Below are 12,573 nucleotides of genomic sequence, written 5' to 3'. Positions count from 1 at the left end.
AGGCCAAGAGCGATACAGGCATCAAGGCAGCGCCGCGATCACCGTCATTTCCACCAGCACATCCGGCGAATACAGCTTGGCTTCCACACAGGCGCGGGCGGGCGAGTGGCCGGCCGGCACCCAGGCGTCCCAGACCTTGTTCATGCCATCGCGGTCGTCGATGTTCTTGAGGAAGATGGTGATCGACAGGATGCGCGTCTTGTCGGTGCCCGCCTCGGCCAGGAAGGCATCGATGCTGTCCAGGGTCGCCTTGGTCTGCGCTTCGATACCGTCGCTGTGGTTTTCATCCAGTTGGCCAGCCAGGTAAACGGTACCGTTGTGGATGACGATTTCGCTCAGGCGCGGCTCAGTTCGCAGGCGCTGTATGGACATGGTTGTTCAACTCCTTGGGGCTACCGTAACGGGAAATATCCAGGCCTTCGCTGCTGATCTGCGGGCGCTTCCTGGCGATCAGGTCGGCCAGCAGGCGACCGGAGCCGCAGGCCATGGTCCAGCCTAGGGTACCGTGTCCGGTGTTCAGAAACAGGTTTCGATAGGGTGTGGCGCCAACGATCGGCGTGCCATCCGGGGTGGCCGGGCGCAGGCCGGTCCAGAAATCCGCCTGGCTCAGGTCGCCGCCCTGGGGGTACAGGTCACCAACGATCATTTCCAGGGTTTCGCGACGCCGCGGGTTGAGGCTCAGGTCGAAACCGGCGATCTCGGCCATGCCGCCGACGCGGATGCGCTGGTCGAAACGGGTGATGGCGACCTTGTAGGTCTCGTCGAGAATGGTCGAGGTCGGCGCCATGTCCGGGTTGGTGATCGGTACGGTCAGCGAGTAACCCTTGAGCGGATACACCGGCGCGCGGATACCCAGCGGCTTGAGCAGTTGCGGGCTGTAGCTGCCAAGGGCGAGCACGTAGCGGTCGGCGGTCTCCAGCTTGCCGTCGATCCACACGCCATTGATGCGGTCACCGGCCACGTCCAGGCGCTGGATGTTCTGCCCGAAGCGGAACTGCACGCCCAGCGCGGTGGCCATCTCGGCCAGCCTGCGGGTGAACAGCTGGCAGTCGCCGGTCTGGTCGTTGGGCAGGCGCAGGGCGCCCGCCAGCTTGTCGGTGACGCTGGCCAGGGCCGGTTCGACCTTGGCGATGCCGGCGCGGTCGAGCAGCTCGTAAGGCACACCGGATTGCTCCAGTACCGAGATGTCCTTGGCGGCGTTATCCAGTTGCGCCTGGGTACGGAACAGCTGGGTGGTGCCGAGCTGGCGCGCTTCGTAGCCGATGCCGGTTTCGGCGCGCAGCTCGTCGAGGCAATCGCGGCTGTACTCGGAGAGGCGCACCATGCGCTCCTTGTTCACCGCATAGCGGCTGGCGGTGCAGTTGCGCAGCATCTGCGCCATCCACAGGTACTGATCCACATCGCCGGTCAGTTTGATCGCCAGGGGCGCATGCTTTTGCAGCAGCCACTTCATCGCCTTCAGCGGGATGCCCGGCGCCGCCCAGGGCGATGCGTAACCCGGCGACACCTGGCCGGCGTTGGCGAAGCTGGTTTCCATGGCGGGGCCGTCCTGGCGATCGACCACCACCACCTCGAACCCCTGACGGGCCAGGTAGTACGCACTGGCCGTACCGATCACACCGCTACCAAGCACCAGAACCCGCATGTTGTTCTCCTCGCCGCGACGATGCACTGGCGTATTACGATTTGAGAAGTCGATGCGTACAGTATAGAAAGTGAATGCCAGTGCTTTTCACTGTATACACTCGTATATTCGAAGGGAATTCTGGCTTTACGAGCCTTTCACGGAGGGGTGCCGAGCATGCGTACGCAACACCAGAGCCGCCGCGAGCTGGACAAGATCGATCGCAACATCCTGCGCATCCTCCAGGAGGACGGGCGCATCTCCTTCACCGAGCTGGGCGAACGGGTCGGCCTGTCGACCACGCCGTGCACGGAACGGGTTCGCCGCCTGGAGCGCGAAGGCATCATCATGGGCTACCACGCCCGCCTCAACCCGCAGAACCTCAAGGCCAGCCTGCTGGTGTTCGTGGAAATCAGCCTAGACTACAAGTCGGGCGACACCTTCGAGGACTTCCGCCGTGCCGTGCTCAAGCTGCCCCACGTGCTGGAGTGCCACCTGGTATCAGGCGACTTCGACTACCTGGTGAAGGCGCGCATCAACGAGATGGCCAGCTACCGCAAGCTGCTTGGCGACATCCTGCTCAAGCTGCCCCATGTACGTGAGTCGAAGAGCTATATCGTGATGGAAGAGGTGAAGGAGAGCCTGGCGCTGCCGGTGCCGGAGTAATCGCTAAACGAGCACCTGGCGGGTAGTGGCGATCAGCTGGTGCACCTGCTGTTCGACATGCGCCTCGATGGGCTGTTCGGGCCCGCGGCCATGGGGGCACGGCAGGTTCGGCGTGGTGCCGAACAGCCGGCAGATCAGCGGACGCTGGTCGTACACCTGGCAGCCGTTCGGCCCTAGGTGTACGCAGTTGTAAGCGGCCAGGGCGGCGTCCTGCTCGGCGCGGGTCTTGCGCGGCAGGCGCGCCATTTCTTCGGAGGAAGCCGTGACCGGGCCGCAGCAATCGTGACAGCCAGGCACACACTCAAAGCGCGGAATCTGGCGGCGCAACAGGTCGATCTTGCGGCTGGTACAACTCATGGTCGGAGGCTCAGGAACGGCAGGCGGGCATGGTACAGCCGGGCTCAAGCCAGGCAAAGCACCGCTTGCGCGGCGGATGCGTGGTTGGCTGGCAACCTCCTGCGCGCTTATGCTTCGTCCATTTTTAGCCACACAGACTTCAGGATTTCGCATATGACCGCCCGTGCCCACCCGCCGGTTCATAGCGCCGAGCATGCGCCCTCCTACTACGCCGCCAGCGCCAACCAGCTGCTCGACTTGCCGGCCTTGCAAGGCGAGCAGCATGCCGACGTATGCATCGTCGGCGGCGGCTTCTCGGGCCTGAACACGGCCATCGAACTGGCCCAGAAAGGCCTCTCGGTGGTGCTGCTGGAAGCCCATCGCATCGGCTGGGGCGCCAGCGGGCGTAACGGTGGCCAGCTGATTCGCGGGGTCGGCCATGGCGTCGAGCAGTTCGAGTCGGTGATCGGCAAGGACGGGGTGCGCGAACTGAAACTGATGGGCCTGGAGGCGGTGGAGCTGGTGCGCCGGCGAGTCGCCCAGTTCGAGATCGCCTGCGACCTGACCTGGGGCTACTGCGACCTGGCCAACAAACCCCGCGACCTGGCCGGCTTCGCCGAAGATGCTGCCGAGCTGCAGAGCCTCGGCTATCGCCATGAGCTGCGCCTGCTGCAACCGGAACAGATGCACGAGGTGGTCGGCTCACAGCGCTATGTCGGCGGCATGATCGACATGGGCTCGGGCCACCTGCACCCGCTCAATCTCGCGTTGGGCGAGGCCGCCGCGGCGCAGAGCCTGGGTGTACGCCTGTTCGAGCACTCGCCGGCCACGCGTATCGACTACGGCAGCGAGATCCGCGTGCACACCGCCCAGGGCGTGGTGCGCGCCGGGCAGCTGGTGCTGGCCTGCAACGCCTATATCCGCGACCTGCACCCGACCCTGGGCGGCAAGGTGCTGCCGGCCGGTAGCTACATCATCGCCACCGAGCCGTTGAGCGAAGAGCAGGCCAATACCCTGATCCCGCAGAACATGGCGCTCTGCGACCAGCGGGTAGCGGTCGACTACTATCGCCTGTCCGCCGACCGCCGCCTGCTGTTCGGCGGCGCCTGCCGCTACTCCGGCACCGATCCTGCCGATATCGCCGCCTACATGCGCCCGAAGATGCTCGCGGTATTCCCACAGCTGCAGCACGTGCGCATCGACTATCAATGGGGCGGGATGATCGGCATCGGCGCCAACCGCCTGCCGCAGCTGGGCCAGCTCAAGGACCAGCCCAACGTCTTCTACGCCCAGGCCTATGCGGGCCACGGCGTGAATGCCACGCACCTGGCCGGCAAACTGCTCGCCGAAGCCATCGCCGGGCAGGCCGGCGGCGGCTTCGAGCTGTTCGCCAGGGTGCCGCATATGACCTTCCCCGGCGGCCGCCATCTGCGCTCGCCCCTGTTGGCGCTGGGCATGCTCTGGCACCGCCTCAAGGAACTGCTCTGATCGCCGGCAGTCTGCGGCTGAGCGCAGCATGAAGCCCGCGTCAGAGCTTCCAGAACGGCAGGTTGGCTTCGCGCACGGCCTGCTCGCGGCTCAGGCCGATGTCCTGCAGCTGAGCATCGTTGAGCCTGAGCAGTGCGCGCCGGGTGGTCAGGCGCCGGATGAAGCACAGCCAGCGGTGCGTCATCGCCGAATGCGCCGGTGCCGCGGCCAGTCGCCGCCCGTTACCGCCTTCCAACTCACTGCCTTTCAAGGTCAATCGCACATCGCTCAGCCCGTTCATGTCGCTCTCCTGCGCATTGGGGTCATGGGAGATCATGATGGGGGGCGGCGAAAAAGCATGACAGATGCAAAGAAAGGGAATTAAATCCATACAGATCGGCCCACGCCGAACTGAATGGTCCCTACCAGGGCCATCTGTATGGTTCAGCTGATTCCCTTCCATACCGGCATGCGAACATGACCCTCTACACCAATCTGGCCGACCTGCTCGGCGAACGCATCGAGCAGGGCCTGTATCGACCGGGTGACCGGCTGCCCTCGGTGCGCGCCCTGAGCCAGGAACATGGGGTCAGCCTGAGCACCGTGCAGCAGGCCTACCGCCATCTGGAAGACCGCGGCCTGGCGCTGCCGAAACCGAAATCCGGCTACTTCGTGCCGCAAGGCCGCGACAAGCCGGCGCTGCCCAAGATCAGCCGGGCGCCGCAGCGCCCCGTGGACGTCTCGCAGTGGGACCAGGTGCTGGAACAGATCGCCCCCTCGCCACGCAACGATTTCGTCCAACTGGGCCGCGGTCGCCCGGATATCGACAGCCCGACGCTCAAGCCACTGTTGCGCGCGTTGTCACGGCTGAGCCGCAAGCAGGACCTGCACACCCTCACCTACGGCAGCATCTACGGTGACACGCGCCTGCGCGAGCAGATCGCCCGCCTGACCCTGGACTCCGGTTGCCAGCTGAGCCACGAGGACATCGTCGTCACCACCGGCTGCCACGAGGCGCTGTCGGCGGCGATCCGGGCGATCTGCGTGCCGGGCGATATCGTCGCCGTCGACTCGCCGAGCTTCCACGGCGTGATGCAGGCGCTCAAGGGCTTCGGCATGAAGGCCCTGGAACTGCCCACCGATCCGCTCACCGGCATCAGCCTCGAGGCCCTGGAGCTGGCTCTGGAGCAGTGGCCGATCAAGGCCATCCAGCTCACCCCCAACTGCAACAACCCGCTGGGTTACATCATGCCCGAGGCCAACAAGCGCGCCCTGCTGGCCCTGGCCCAGCGTCACGACGTGGCGATCATCGAGGACGACGTGTACGGCGAGCTGGCCTTTCACTACCCGCGCCCGCGCACCATCAAGTCCTACGATGACGACGGCCGGGTGCTGCTCTGCAGCTCGTTTTCCAAGACCCTGGCGCCGGGCTTTCGCGTCGGCTGGATCGCCCCGGGCCGCTACCTGAACCAGGTGCTGCACATGAAGTACATGGGTACCGGCGCCACCGCGCAGCTGCCGCAGCTGGCGCTGGCCGAATACATCGAAGGCGGTCACTACGAACCGCACCTGCGCCGCATGCGCGGCCAGTACGCCCGCAACCTGGAACAGATGAGCGACTGGGTCAGCCGCTACTTTCCGCCCTCGGTGCGGGTCAGCCGTCCCCAGGGCAGCTTCATGCTGTGGCTGGAAATGCCCGAGGGCTTCGACAGCCAGCGCCTGAACCGCGAGCTGGCCGCGCACAAGATCCAGGTGGCGCCGGGCAGCATCTTTTCCGCTGCCGGCAAGTACCGCAATTGCCTGCGCATGAACTACGCCACGCGCCCCAACCCGACCATCGAAGCAGCGGTACGCAAGGTGGGGGAAACCGTCACGGCCATGCTCGACGCCTCGTCACCGCCAAGAGACTGAATCTTTCCCAGCGCAGCGGCGTCCTATCAGCACATCCGCACAGCCGATTGGAGGCTGCAACCTTGCCCTTGCGCGTGCTCTTTATCGCCCTGTTGATTCTCGGCGGCTGTACCAACCAGGTGCCCATCGTGCCCAGCCAGGCCATGGCCGTCGCCGATTCGTCGTTCGGCGCAGGGCTCGCGGCGCGCGCCGCCGAACATGGGGGCCACTCCGGCTTTCGCCTGCTACCGGCCAGCAACGAAGCCTTCGCCGCCCGCGCCGAGCTGATTCGCGCGGCGCAGCACAGCCTCGATCTGCAGTACTACATCGTGCACGACGGCCTGAGCACCCGCGCACTGGTCAAGGAGCTGCTGCAGGCCGCCGACCGCGGCGTGCGCATCCGCATCCTGCTCGACGACACCACCAGTGACGGCGAGGACTACAGGATCGCCCTGCTGGCCGCCCACCCGAACATCCAGATCCGCGTCTTCAACCCCCTGCACCTGGGCCGCCTGACCGGCGTCACCCGGGTGATCGGCCGCGGCCTGAACCTCTCCCAGCAGCACCGGCGCATGCACAACAAGCTGTGGCTGGCCGACAGCGCGGCGGCCATCGTCGGCGGGCGCAACCTGGGCGACGAGTATTTTGACGCCGAACCGAACATGAACTTCACCGACATCGATATGCTGTCCGTCGGCCCGGTGGCCAAGGATCTGGCAGAGAGCTTCGATCAGTACTGGAACAGCCGGCTGAGCAAACCCATCGAGGCCTTCGTCTGGCGCCAGCCCTCGCAAAAGGATCTGGACAAGGCGCGCAAGGGCCTGCGCGACTACCTGGACACCGCCCGCGTCGAGCAACCGGAGCTGTACGAACGCCTGCTCGCCTACCAGCACGAGCCGAAGCTGCAGGCCTGGCTCGACGAGCTGATCTGGGCGCCGGGCACCGCGCTGTGGGACGCACCAAGCAAGGTGCTGGCCAGCGGCGAACCGGACCCGCAGTTGCTGCTCACCACCCAGTTGGCGCCGCATCTGCAGGGGGCCAAGAGCGACCTGGTGATGGTATCCGCCTACTTCGTGCCCGCCCCCGCCGGTCTGCAGTACCTGATCGGCCTGGCCGACAACGGCGTGGACATCCGCCTGCTCACCAATGCCCTGGAAGCCACCGATGTGCCCGCCGTGCATGGCGGCTACGCGCCCTATCGCCAGGAAATGCTCGAGCACGGCATGCGCCTGTACGAGCTGCGCAGTCAGCCGGGTGCGGATTCGCCGCCGGCCTACAGCTTCAGCGGCAGCTCCAACTCCAGCCTGCACAGCAAGGCCATCGTCATCGACAAGCAGAAATCCTTCGTCGGCTCCTTCAACGTCGACCCGCGCTCGGTACTGTGGAATACCGAGGTCGGCGTGCTGGTCGACAGCCCCAGGCTCGCCGCCTACCTGCGCGAGCTGGCACTGCAGGGCATGAAGCCCTCGGTCAGTTACGAAGTGCGCCTGCAGCACGACGCCAACGGTGCGACGCGGATGGTCTGGGTCGGCGAGGACGACGGCAAGGAATTCGTCCTCGGCGAAGAGCCCGGCAGCCGCTGGCGGCGCTTCAACGCCTGGTTCGCCCGGGCCATCGGCCTGGAGAAGATGCTATAGCGCCACCTGCTCATCAAAGGCACGGGGCCGCCAGGCCAGCCAGATGAACGCCGCTGCACCGACCGCCATCAGCATCGGCAATGCATGCCCGCTGACCCACTGGCTGACCGCGCCGGTGGCCAGCGGCCCGATCAGGCAGCCGATGCCCCACAGCTGCGCCACGTGGGCATTGGCACGCACCAGCTGGTCATCGCGAAAGCGCTCGCCGATGAGGATCAGCGACAGGGTGAACAGGCCACCGGCGCTGGCGCCGAACAGCACCAGCACCGGCCAGATCAGCGGCGTGTGCAACAGCAGCGGAATGCCCAGGCTGGAGAACAGCAGTACCACGCCACAGGCCCGGAACAACGTGACCCGCGAAATGCGGTCGGCCAGCAGGCCGATGGGCAACTGCAGCACGGCATCGCCGACCACCACCACGCTGGCCATGAACAACGCCACTTCCTGGGTGAAGCCCTGGCGCAGGCCGTAGATCGGCAGCAGGGTGAGCATCATCGCCTCGAAGGCGGCGAACAGCATCACCGCCCAGGCGATCGCCGGCATGCGCTGGCAGAACACCAGCAGGCCGCGCCCGGAGGCACTGTGCGCATCGACCACCGGCGCGCCGGTGCGGCCGATCAACAGCAGCGAGCCGCCGATCAGCAGCGACACACCAAACCAGAACCCCAGGTCGGTATCGGTACCCAGTACGCTGAGCAGCAGCGGCCCGCACAGCTGGCTCAGGGCGTAGCCGGTGCCATACAGCGCCACCAGGCGGCCACGCCACTTCTCCACGGCCAGCTGGTTGATCCAGCTCTCGCCGAGGATGAACACCACGGTGAGGGTCACGCCGAGCAGCAGGCGCAGCACGATCCACACCGGGTAGCTCTGCAGCAGCGCCAGGCCGGTGACCGACAGCGCGCCAGCCAACAGGCACAGCTGCATCAACCGCGGCGTGGGGCAGCGCGAGGCCAGCCGGCCGGCCAGCGAGGCGCCCAGCAGCACGCCAATGGCCGGCGTGGCCGCCATGATGCCGATGGCGAACGAGCCGTAGCCCCAGCTCTCCAGGCGCAACGACACCAGCGGCATGGTCACGCCCATGGCCAGGCCGATGCTGATCACCGCCAGGCAGACGGCAAAGTAGGTACCCCAACGCATCACTGACTCCAGTAAAAGCACAGCGGCCGGGCTCCAGGGTCTGTTGCCGTTTCACGCACGGCCGCGCCGGAGCCCGTTTTGCCGCGAGGCAAGGCACGAGCCGCGAAGTTTAATGGGTTAAATGAGCCGGCGAGAAACGCAGTATCGCGGCAAAACGGGCCCGGCCCTTCGGGTTGTGCGATAAATCTCGCCATGCGTCGTTGGAGGACTTGAAAAGGGAATACCATTCCCTGCGTCCTCCGCCTCGCCTGGCGAGATTTATCGCGGCAACGCGGCTCGCGTTGAAATGGCAACAGACCCTAGGAGCCCGGCCGCCGGTCTGCACTGGCTCGCCGGCTGGCGAGCCTCATCCCTGCAGGATCAGAGCTTGATCCAGGTGGCTTTCAGTTCGGTGTACTTGTCGAAGGCGTGCAGCGACTTGTCACGGCCGTTGCCCGACTGCTTGAAGCCCCCGAACGGCGCGGTCATGTCGCCGCCGTCGTACTGGTTGACCCACACGCTGCCGGCGCGCAGAGCGCGGGCGGTCAGGTGCGCCTTGGAGATGTCCGCCGTCCACACCGCCGCGGCCAGGCCATACACGGTGTCGTTGGCGATCTGCACGGCCTGCTCGGCGCTGTCGAAACCGATCACCGAGAGCACCGGGCCAAAGATTTCTTCGCGGGCGATGGTCATGGCATTGGTCACGCCGTCGAAGATGGTCGGCTCGACGTAGGTGCCGCCGCTCTCCTCCAGGGTGCGCTTGCCGCCGATCAGCAGCTTGGCGCCGTCCTTGTGCCCGGCCTCGATATAGCGCAGCACGGTGTCCATCTGCTGGGTGTCGACCAGGGCGCCGACGTTGGTGTCCGGGTCCAGCGGGTTGCCGGCCTGCCAGCCTTTCAGGGCCTCGACCACCATCGGCAGGAAGCGCTCCTTGATGGAATTTTCCACCAGCAGCCGCGAGCCGGCGGTGCACACTTCGCCTTGGTTGAAGGCGATGGCGCTGGCGGCGGACTCGGCAGCGGCCTTGAGGTCCGGCGCATCGGCAAAGACGATGTTGGGGCTCTTGCCGCCCGCCTCCAGCCACACGCGCTTCATGTTCGATTCGCCGGCGTAGATCATCAGCTGCTTGGCGATCTTGGTCGAACCGGTGAACACGATGGTGTCGACGTCCATGTGCAGCGCCAGGGCCTTGCCGACGGTGTGGCCGTAACCGGGCAGCACGTTGAACACACCAGCCGGTATACCGGCCTCGACGGCCAGGGCGGCCACCCGAATGGCGGTCAGCGGCGACTTCTCGGAGGGCTTGAGGATCACCGAGTTGCCGGTGGCCAGGGCCGGGCCGAGCTTCCAGCTGGACATCAGCAGTGGGAAGTTCCACGGCACGATGGCTGCCACCACGCCAACCGGCTCGCGGGTCACCAGGCCAAGCTGGTCGTGCGGCGTCGGGGCGACTTCGTCGTAGACCTTGTCGATGGCCTCGGCGCTCCAGCGAATGGCGTTGGCCGCGGCCGGAATGTCGATGCCCAGGGAATCGCTGATCGGCTTGCCCATGTCCAGGGTTTCCAGCAGCGCCAGCTCCTCGGCGTTGGCCATCAGCAGCTCGGCGAAGCGGATCATCTTGGCCTTGCGCTTGGCCGGGGCAATACGCGACCACACCCCGGAATCGAAGGCGGCACGGGCCGATTTCACCGCCAGCTCGGCGTCCGCCAGGTCGCAGCTGGCGACCTGGCCAAGCACCCGGCCGTCGACCGGGCTGATGCAATCGAAGGTCTCACCGCTCTGGGCAGCCTGGTATTCGCCCTGCACGAAGGCGCGGGTCTCGATTTTCAGATCCTTGGCACGCTGTTCCCAATCGGTACGGGTCAAACCGGTCATCTGATCATCCTCTCTGGTCGGTGAAGGCGCATGGGCGCCTGTGGTGAGCCGCTATAGGACACCCCTAAAAACGACTGCGTTGCCATCGCGGCGTTAAACAGGCTGAGAAAGGCTCATTACCGCACGTAAGCGCCACGTCTTCGCCTGTTTTCGCCTCGCGCCAGCGGCCTCGCCTACGTTTTTCAAGGGGCCCTACCGGCCGAAAACTGCGAACCACACTAAACCAGCGCTCGCAGAGTTTTCAATATTCTTGACAGTTGGTGGCCAAATGCCCTTGCTGCGTTCATTTTCTTAAACATAGACTCGAACAAATCGTTACGCCGCGCCGCCCCTGGCCCGCAATGGCCATGGGAAGATCGACGTACGTTCACGTTGACCAGGGAAGCGAATATGAATATCCAGCAGATCGTCGATTTCGCGCAAAGCACCGGCAGCACCGAAAGCTACCGCCCCGCCGCCGAAAAGATCCTCAAGGGCGACCCGCAGCAGCAGGTGCGCAACCATTACGCCAGCCCCTGCGGGCAATTCAACAGCGGCATCTGGGAGGGCGAGGTCGGCCAATGGACGGTCAGCTACAGCGAGCACGAGTACTGCGAAATCCTCCAGGGCGTGTCGGTGCTGCGTGACAACGACGGCAATGCCAAGACCGTGCGGGCCGGTGACCGCTTCGTGATCCCGGCCGGTTTCATCGGCACCTGGGAAGTGCTGGAGCCGTGCCGCAAGGTCTACGTGATCTTCGAACAGGCCTGAACGAACACGGGTACGCCCGAAGCCGGCCATGCCTGACCGGCTTCGAGCCATTCGTCAGCTGGCGATCTGCTCGGCCGGCGAGACGATGCTGCTCTTGCCCCGCGAGCGACCGGAGCTGAGGTAGTCGGCGATGGATTCCTGGGTGACCTCGCCAAGGAAGTCGTTGTCGGCGCTGAGCACCGGCAACCACGAGCGGTTGAACTCGTACATGCGCGACAGCAGGATGCGCAGGTGTTCATCGTGGGCGGCGGTGGCGTTGAACGGTTGCACGAAAGGCTGCACCGCACCGCCCTGGCCACGCATATCGCGGCGGCGCACGTAGCCCAGGGCCTTCCTGCCGGCATCGGTGACCACCAGGTGGCGGCGGTCATGCTCTTCCATCAACTCCACGGCATCGGCGATGCTGGTTTCGGCCAGAATCGATGGTGCATCGTCGGCGGCGTCTTCGGCGCGGATCAGCAGCAGGCGCTTGAGTGTGCTGTCCTGGCCGACGAAGCCGCTGACGAAGTCGTCCGCCGGGTGCGCCAGCAGGGTGTCCGGATGGTCGAACTGGAGCAGCGTGCCGTCCTTGAAGATGGCGATCTTGTCGCCCAGCTTGATGGCCTCGTCGATGTCGTGGCTGACCATGATCACCGTCTTGTTCAGCGCGCGCTGCATCTGGAAGAACTCGTTCTGGATGGCGTCGCGGTTGACCGGGTCGACGGCGCCGAAGGGCTCGTCCATCAGCAGCACCGGGGCGTCGGCCGCCAGGGCGCGGATCACCCCGATACGCTGCTGCTGGCCGCCGGACAGCTCGCGCGGGTAACGCGACAGGTACTGTTTGGGCTCGAGTTGCACCATGCTCATCAGCTCCACGGCGCGCTCGTGGCAGCGCTTCCTGTCCCAACCGAGCAGCTTGGGCACCACGGTGATGTTTTCCTCGATGGTCATGTTGGGAAACAGGCCGATCTGCTGGATCACGTAGCCGATGTTGCGACGCAGGGTCACTTCGTCGATGCCGGTGGTGTCCTCGCCGTTGATCAGCACGCGCCCGGAGGTGGGCGCGATCAGCCGGTTGATCATCTTCAGCGTGGTGCTCTTGCCACAACCCGAGGGGCCGAGGAACACGCAGATCTGGCCTTCGTCGACGGTCAGGCTGACTTCATTTACCGCGACGACATCCTTGCCTTTCTGCTGGAATTTCTTGGTCAGTTTGTCGAGTTGAATCATGTT

The 12,573-nt window shown here is 65.4% G+C and carries 12 protein-coding genes; 5 read left to right on the top strand and 7 right to left on the bottom strand.

Features of this window, described 5'->3' with window-relative positions; genetic code table 11:
- Nucleotides 1-21: 21 nt before the first annotated feature.
- Both K8U54_RS14085 and dadA read right to left on the bottom strand, forming a co-directional pair.
- On the bottom strand, nt 22-372 hold the full coding sequence (locus K8U54_RS14085) for a RidA family protein (RefSeq protein ID WP_027904572.1): 351 nt from the start codon (nt 370-372) through the stop codon (nt 22-24).
- Entirely contained in the window at nt 347-1,645 is a 1,299-nt protein-coding gene (dadA, locus tag K8U54_RS14080; protein ID WP_249906402.1) for a D-amino acid dehydrogenase, read from the bottom strand. The genes K8U54_RS14085 and dadA overlap by 26 nt, the downstream gene beginning before the upstream one ends.
- A gap of 156 nt (nt 1,646-1,801) precedes the next feature.
- On the opposite strand from dadA, the gene dadR reads away from it, so the two are divergent.
- Nucleotides 1,802-2,290, top strand: coding sequence for a transcriptional regulator DadR (gene dadR / locus K8U54_RS14075; protein ID WP_013789818.1), 489 nt, complete (start codon nt 1,802-1,804; stop codon nt 2,288-2,290).
- Nucleotides 2,291-2,293: 3 nt separating this feature from the next.
- Here dadR and K8U54_RS14070 read toward each other — a convergent pair whose 3' ends face one another.
- The gene (locus K8U54_RS14070) at nt 2,294-2,647 is read right to left on the bottom strand and encodes a YkgJ family cysteine cluster protein (RefSeq protein WP_249906401.1); all 354 of its coding nucleotides are present in this window, start codon (nt 2,645-2,647) and stop codon (nt 2,294-2,296) included.
- A 153-nt stretch (nt 2,648-2,800) separates the two neighbouring features.
- Here K8U54_RS14070 and K8U54_RS14065 point away from each other — a divergent pair, with 153 nt between their 5' ends.
- The gene (locus K8U54_RS14065) at nt 2,801-4,114 is read left to right on the top strand and encodes an NAD(P)/FAD-dependent oxidoreductase (RefSeq protein WP_249906400.1); all 1,314 of its coding nucleotides are present in this window, start codon (nt 2,801-2,803) and stop codon (nt 4,112-4,114) included.
- A gap of 40 nt (nt 4,115-4,154) precedes the next feature.
- Here the strand turns inward: K8U54_RS14065 and K8U54_RS14060 are convergent, their stop codons facing one another.
- The gene (locus K8U54_RS14060; protein ID WP_249906399.1) at nt 4,155-4,394 is read right to left on the bottom strand and encodes a DUF1127 domain-containing protein; all 240 of its coding nucleotides are present in this window, start codon (nt 4,392-4,394) and stop codon (nt 4,155-4,157) included.
- 176 nt (nt 4,395-4,570) lie between these two features.
- Between K8U54_RS14060 and K8U54_RS14055 the strand changes: the two genes are divergently transcribed.
- Nucleotides 4,571-6,004 (top strand): PLP-dependent aminotransferase family protein, encoded by a 1,434-nt coding sequence (locus tag K8U54_RS14055; RefSeq protein ID WP_249906398.1) that lies wholly within the window; start codon nt 4,571-4,573, stop codon nt 6,002-6,004.
- A gap of 143 nt (nt 6,005-6,147) precedes the next feature.
- On the top strand, nt 6,148-7,620 hold the full coding sequence (locus K8U54_RS14050; protein ID WP_249910449.1) for a phospholipase D family protein: 1,473 nt from the start codon (nt 6,148-6,150) through the stop codon (nt 7,618-7,620).
- On the opposite strand, the gene K8U54_RS14045 is transcribed toward K8U54_RS14050, so the two are convergent.
- Together K8U54_RS14045 and K8U54_RS14040 are read right to left on the bottom strand one after the other, a co-directional pair.
- The gene (locus tag K8U54_RS14045) at nt 7,615-8,757 is read right to left on the bottom strand and encodes an MFS transporter (RefSeq protein WP_249906397.1); all 1,143 of its coding nucleotides are present in this window, start codon (nt 8,755-8,757) and stop codon (nt 7,615-7,617) included. The genes K8U54_RS14050 and K8U54_RS14045 overlap by 6 nt on opposite strands.
- A gap of 360 nt (nt 8,758-9,117) precedes the next feature.
- A complete protein-coding gene (locus tag K8U54_RS14040) occupies nt 9,118-10,611 on the bottom strand; it encodes an aldehyde dehydrogenase (RefSeq protein ID WP_249906396.1) in 1,494 nt (497 codons plus the stop codon).
- Nucleotides 10,612-11,001: 390 nt separating this feature from the next.
- Here K8U54_RS14040 and K8U54_RS14035 point away from each other — a divergent pair, with 390 nt between their 5' ends.
- Nucleotides 11,002-11,361 (top strand): cupin domain-containing protein, encoded by a 360-nt coding sequence (locus K8U54_RS14035; RefSeq protein ID WP_249906395.1) that lies wholly within the window; start codon nt 11,002-11,004, stop codon nt 11,359-11,361.
- A gap of 54 nt (nt 11,362-11,415) precedes the next feature.
- Here K8U54_RS14035 and K8U54_RS14030 read toward each other — a convergent pair whose 3' ends face one another.
- Nucleotides 11,416-12,570: an ABC transporter ATP-binding protein gene (locus K8U54_RS14030; RefSeq protein WP_249906394.1), complete on the bottom strand. Its 1,155-nt coding sequence runs from the start codon at nt 12,568-12,570 to the stop codon at nt 11,416-11,418.
- Nucleotides 12,571-12,573 lie beyond the last annotated feature (3 nt).

The organism is Pseudomonas fulva (assembly GCF_023517795.1).
GTDB lineage: Bacteria > Pseudomonadota > Gammaproteobacteria > Pseudomonadales > Pseudomonadaceae > Aquipseudomonas > Aquipseudomonas fulva_D.
The sequence above is the reverse complement of the archived record's forward strand: the minus strand, read 5'-3'. Positions and strand labels throughout refer to the sequence as shown.

Excerpts from the sequence above, each read along its gene's own strand:
- K8U54_RS14085 (WP_027904572.1), bottom strand. The coding sequence starts at position 372 with ATGTCCATACAGCGCCTGCGAACTGAGCCGCGCCTGAGCGAAATCGTC.
- dadA (WP_249906402.1), bottom strand. The coding sequence starts at position 1,645 with ATGCGGGTTCTGGTGCTTGGTAGCGGTGTGATCGGTACGGCCAGTGCG.
- dadR (WP_013789818.1), top strand. The coding sequence starts at position 1,802 with ATGCGTACGCAACACCAGAGCCGCCGCGAGCTGGACAAGATCGATCGC.
- K8U54_RS14070 (WP_249906401.1), bottom strand. The coding sequence starts at position 2,647 with ATGAGTTGTACCAGCCGCAAGATCGACCTGTTGCGCCGCCAGATTCCG.
- K8U54_RS14065 (WP_249906400.1), top strand. The coding sequence starts at position 2,801 with ATGACCGCCCGTGCCCACCCGCCGGTTCATAGCGCCGAGCATGCGCCC.
- K8U54_RS14060 (WP_249906399.1), bottom strand. The coding sequence starts at position 4,394 with ATGAACGGGCTGAGCGATGTGCGATTGACCTTGAAAGGCAGTGAGTTG.
- K8U54_RS14055 (WP_249906398.1), top strand. The coding sequence starts at position 4,571 with ATGACCCTCTACACCAATCTGGCCGACCTGCTCGGCGAACGCATCGAG.
- K8U54_RS14050 (WP_249910449.1), top strand. The coding sequence starts at position 6,148 with ATGGCCGTCGCCGATTCGTCGTTCGGCGCAGGGCTCGCGGCGCGCGCC.
- K8U54_RS14045 (WP_249906397.1), bottom strand. The coding sequence starts at position 8,757 with ATGCGTTGGGGTACCTACTTTGCCGTCTGCCTGGCGGTGATCAGCATC.
- K8U54_RS14040 (WP_249906396.1), bottom strand. The coding sequence starts at position 10,611 with ATGACCGGTTTGACCCGTACCGATTGGGAACAGCGTGCCAAGGATCTG.
- K8U54_RS14035 (WP_249906395.1), top strand. The coding sequence starts at position 11,002 with ATGAATATCCAGCAGATCGTCGATTTCGCGCAAAGCACCGGCAGCACC.
- K8U54_RS14030 (WP_249906394.1), bottom strand. The coding sequence starts at position 12,570 with ATGATTCAACTCGACAAACTGACCAAGAAATTCCAGCAGAAAGGCAAG.